This is a genomic window from Streptomyces sp. NPDC059900 (genome assembly GCF_050270335.1).
Lineage (GTDB): Bacteria > Actinomycetota > Actinomycetes > Streptomycetales > Streptomycetaceae > Streptomyces.
The window spans coordinates 1-4,501 of the sequence record NZ_JBNNJZ010000623.1 but is presented as its reverse complement, the minus strand read 5'-3'; the positions used below and the strand labels follow the sequence as shown (position 1 = coordinate 4,501).

Here is a 4,501-nt window from a genome sequence, read left to right as displayed (position 1 = left end):
CGGTTGGGCGCGTCACCCGCCGCAGGTGAGGGAACCGGGCGCGGTCGCGGTGACGGTGGGAGGCGGAGGTGCGACGCCCATGACGCATCAAGAGACACCGGACGGGGACGCCGCCGGACCCACCCGGGACAGCGCCACCGACGCCGAGCTGGAGCGCCTGCGCGCGGAGGTCGGCGAGCTGCGCGCGCGTGCCGGGACGGAGCGGCGGCGCCGGGTCCGTCTGCTGGCCGTGCGGCGGGTCGTGGCGGCCGTCCTGATCGCACTGGTCGCCGTCCTGGCGACCACGTCGATCGTGGGGGTGTGGGGAGCACGGACCACGCTCAACACGGATCGCTGGATCGCCGCGGTGGGGCCGCTGCCCGAGGACCCCGACGTGAACGCCGCCGTCTCCACCTATCTGGCGCGCGAGATCTTCGACAAGCTGGACGTCGAGCAGCGGTTGTCCGAGACCCTGCCGCCGCGCGCGTCCTTCCTCGCGGCGCCGGTCACCGGAGCCGTGCACGACTATGTGCGGGACTCGATCTCCAAGCTCATCGCCAACGACCGGTTCCAGGAGCTGTGGCGGGCGACCAACCGCCGCGCCCACGCGCGGATCATCGAGGTCCTCGAGGAACGCAACGAGAACGTGAAGGTGAGCGGCGACACGGTCACCCTGAACCTGCTGCCGGTGGTCAACAACGTGCTGCGGTCCCTGGAGGAGCAACTGCCCACCCTGTTCGGCAAGAAGCTCGACCTGCCCGCGCTGTCCTCCGGCGAGCTCCCGCCGGGCCTGCACCAACGCATCGAGAAGGCGCTCGGGGTGTCGCTGCCCGGGGACTTCGCGCAGATCCGGCTCTACAACCGGCACGAGCTCGGTCAGTTGCAGGACACCGTGCTGATGGCCAAGCGTGCCGTGGTGGGCCTGGTGATCGCCGTGCCGGTGCTGCTCGGGATCGCCCTGTGGATCTCGCCCCAGCGCCGGCGCACCGTCCTCCAGCTCGGTCTGTGGCTGGTGGTGAGCGTCACGGTCCTCTCGACCGTACTGCGCGCGGTGCGCGACCAACTGCTCGGCCAAGTGCCGTCGGGCGTCTACCGCGAGGGCGCACGCGCGGCGATGTGGACGGTGTTCGAGACCCTGCGCGAGCGGGGCGATCAGTTGCTGTGGCTGGGCGTGGGCATCGCCGTCCTGGCCTACCTGGTGGGGCCCGGACGCCTGCCCCGGGCACTGCGCCGGTACGTGGCGCAGGGGGCGCGGGCCACCGGCCACGTCCTGGCCAAGGCCGGTGACCGGGCGCAGGGCGCGCGGGTGCGGCCGTGGCTGGCCCAGCACGCCGACGTGCTGCGGGTGGCGGGCATCGTCGTCGCGGCCCTGATCGCGCTGCTGCTCTCGTCGTGGACCGCCCTCTTCGTGACCGGCGGGCTGCTGGCCGCGTACGAGATCGGACTCACCCTCGTGACCCGCGCCGAAGGCCCCCCGGAAGGCTCACCCCCCGAAGGTGAGGCGGGCCGGGAGACCCCCGCCGAGACTGGCGCACCCGGTTGACCGAGGCAGGGAGACGCGCATGAAGACGCGGACGCACGCCGGACGGATCGGACCGATCGGAGACGGAAGCGCACGGTCACGCCTGTGGGGCCCCTACCTGAGCGAACGGCAGTGGGGCACGGTCCGCGAGGACTACAGCCCCGGCGGCGACGCCTGGTCCTACTTCCCGCACGATCACGCGCGTTCGCGTGCCTACCGGTGGGGCGAGGACGGCCTCGGCGGCGTCTGCGACGACAAGCAGCGCCTGTGCCTGGCCCTGGCCCTGTGGAACGGCCGCGACCCGATCCTCAAGGAACGCGCCTTCGGCCTCACCAACGGCGAGGGAAATCACGGCGAGGACGTCAAGGAGTACTACTTCTACCTCGACAGCACCCCCAGCCACTCCTACCTGAAGTACCTGTACAAGTACCCGCAGGCGGCCTTCCCGTACAACGACCTCGTGTCCGTCAACCGGGAGCGCACGCGCCAGGAGTTCGAGTACGAGCTCATGGACACCGGAGTCTTCGACGACGACCGCTACTTCGACGTGACGGTGGAGTACGCCAAGGCCGACCACGACGACATCCTGATGCGGGTCACCGTCGACAACCGGGGCCCCGACGCGGCGACCCTGCACGTCCTGCCGACGCTGTGGTTCCGCAACACCTGGTCCTGGGGCGATCCCCCCGACCGGGAGCACCGGCCGCGGCTGCGGGCGGTCGACGCGCCCGGCTCGACCGCCACCATCCGCGCCGACCACCCCGAGCTCGGCAGCTACGACCTGCGGTGCGCGGACGGGCCCGCGCTGCTGTTCACCGAGAACGAGACCGACCAGCAGCGGCTCTTCGGCTCGCCCAACGCGAGCCCCTACGTCAAGAACGCCATCGACCGCTACGTCGTCCAGGGAGAGGAGGCCGCCGTCAACCCGGCCCGTGAGGGCACCAAGGCGGCCGCCCACCACACCCTCACCGTCCCCGCGGGAGGCTCCCTGACCCTGCGGCTGCGGCTGGGCCCCGCCGACGCGAAACTCTCCCTGGCCAAGGGCTTCGACACGGTCTTCGCGGACCGCATCGCCGAAGCGGACGACTTCTACCGGGAGCTGACCCCCGGGCAGGCGGGCGAGGACGAGGCACGCGTCATGCGCCAGGCCCTCGCCGGAATGCTCTGGTCCAAGCAGTACTACGCCTTCGACCTGGAGAAGTGGCTGGGCGAGCACGACATGACACCGTGGAGCCCGCCACGGCCGGGCCTGCGCAACGGCGAGTGGTTCCACATGGTGAGCGACGACATCGTCTCCATGCCCGACAAATGGGAGTACCCCTGGTTCGCCGCCTGGGACCTGGCGTTCCACGCCGTGGGCCTCTCCGTCGTCGACGTCGGCTTCGCCAAGGAACAGCTCGAACTCCTCCTGCGCGACGTCTACTTGCACCCCAACGGCCAGATACCGGCCTACGAGTGGAACTTCGGCGACGTCAATCCGCCCGTGCACGCCTGGGCCGCCTACTTCGTCTACACGGTGGAGAAGGGCACGACCGGCAACGCCGACCACGCCTTCCTGGAGCGCACCTTCCAGAAGCTGCTCACGAACTTCACCTGGTGGGTCAACCGCAAGGACCTCGGCGGCCGCAACATCTTCCAGGGCGGCTTCCTCGGCCTCGACAACATCGGCGTCTTCGACCGCAGCGCCCCCCTGCCCACCGGAGGCTTCCTGGAACAGGCGGACGGCACCGCCTGGATGGCGCTGTACTGCCAGTCGATGCTGCAGATCGCGATGGAACTCGCCGAGCACAACGAGGCCTACGAGGAACTGGTCCTCAAGTTCGTCGAGCACTACATGTGGATCGCCGCCTCCATGGACCGGGTCGGGGACCTCCACGACGAGCTGTGGGACGAGGAGGACGGCTTCTTCTACGACGTGCTGCGCATGCCCGACGGGGAGGCGGTCCAGCTCAAGGTCCGCTCCATGGTGGGGCTCCTTCCGCTGTGCGCGTCGACCGTCTTCCGGCCGGACCAGCTGGAGCGGCTTTCGGGCCTCACCGACCGGTTGCGGCGGTTCGCCGAGCGCCATCCCTCGCTGTCGGTGACGCTGACCTCGGCCCAGGCCGGCAGGGCGGGCGGCCCGCGGCTGCTGTCCGTCCTGGACGAGAAGAAGCTGGTGCGCGTGCTGGCCCGGCTCCTGTCGGAGGACGAGTTCCTGAGCCCGTACGGGGTCAGGGCGCTCTCCCGCCACCACGCCGAGCACCCGTACACGTTCTGGGTGCACGGCCAGGAGTACAAGGTCTCCTATCTGCCCGCCGAGTCGGACACCGGCATGTTCGGCGGCAACTCCAACTGGCGCGGCCCGGTCTGGATGCCGATGAACGCCCTGCTGATCCGCGGGCTGATCAACCTCTACGGCTTCTACGGCGACGACTTCACCGTCGAGTGCCCGACCGGCTCGGGCATCCAGAAGAACCTGTACGAGGTCGCCGAGGACATCTGCACCCGCCTCACCCGGATCTTCCTGCGCGGCGAGGACGGGAGGCGGCCCGTGTACGGCGGCCAGGCGAAGTTCAAGGACGACCCGCACTGGCGCGACCTGGTCTCCTTCTACGAGTACTTCCACGGTGACAACGGCGCGGGTATCGGCGCCTCGCACCAGACCGGCTGGACCGGTCTCGTCGCGGCCCTGATGAAGATCTTCGGCACGTTCGATCCGGAGGAATTCCGCACCGGCACCCCCAGGAGGCACAAGCGTTGACTCCTCCCCAGCTGAGGGGGATTTCTAGCTCACGTTGCCTGGCCCCCGGCGGGGGTGCAGGTCTTGCACGATCAGCGCTAGCCGGGTGCGAGACCAGCCCGGACGAGCATCATGTGTGCGGAGTTCTTGTCCCTGGGGGACGCCCTTCCGCATGCGGTGCACGTATAGGTTCTCTCGGAAAGAGGTAGGCGGTGCTTGGCTCTCGCACCACACGGGGCACAGTCCGTCGTCGTGTGCTTCGGGTCGACCAGATACAGGGC

At 69.7% G+C, this 4,501-nt stretch carries 2 protein-coding genes and 1 pseudogene; 2 read left to right on the top strand and 1 reads right to left on the bottom strand.

Features of this window, described 5'->3' with window-relative positions; all coding sequences use genetic code 11:
- Positions 1-79 precede the first annotated feature (79 nt).
- Together ACQKIP_RS40560 and ACQKIP_RS40555 are read left to right on the top strand one after the other, a co-directional pair.
- Complete coding sequence (locus ACQKIP_RS40560; protein WP_365854229.1) at positions 80-1,522, top strand: hypothetical protein; 1,443 nt, start codon at positions 80-82, stop codon at positions 1,520-1,522.
- A 19-nt stretch (positions 1,523-1,541) separates the two neighbouring features.
- The gene (locus ACQKIP_RS40555) at positions 1,542-4,241 is read left to right on the top strand and encodes an MGH1-like glycoside hydrolase domain-containing protein (RefSeq protein ID WP_365854227.1); all 2,700 of its coding nucleotides are present in this window, start codon (positions 1,542-1,544) and stop codon (positions 4,239-4,241) included.
- Between the two features lie 40 nt (positions 4,242-4,281).
- On the opposite strand, the pseudogene ACQKIP_RS40550 reads toward ACQKIP_RS40555, so the two are convergent.
- A pseudogene (locus tag ACQKIP_RS40550) lies at positions 4,282-4,501 on the bottom strand (zinc ribbon domain-containing protein); the annotation flags it as partial.

Excerpts from the sequence above, each read along its gene's own strand:
- ACQKIP_RS40560 (WP_365854229.1), top strand. The coding sequence starts at position 80 with ATGACGCATCAAGAGACACCGGACGGGGACGCCGCCGGACCCACCCGG.
- ACQKIP_RS40555 (WP_365854227.1), top strand. The coding sequence starts at position 1,542 with ATGAAGACGCGGACGCACGCCGGACGGATCGGACCGATCGGAGACGGA.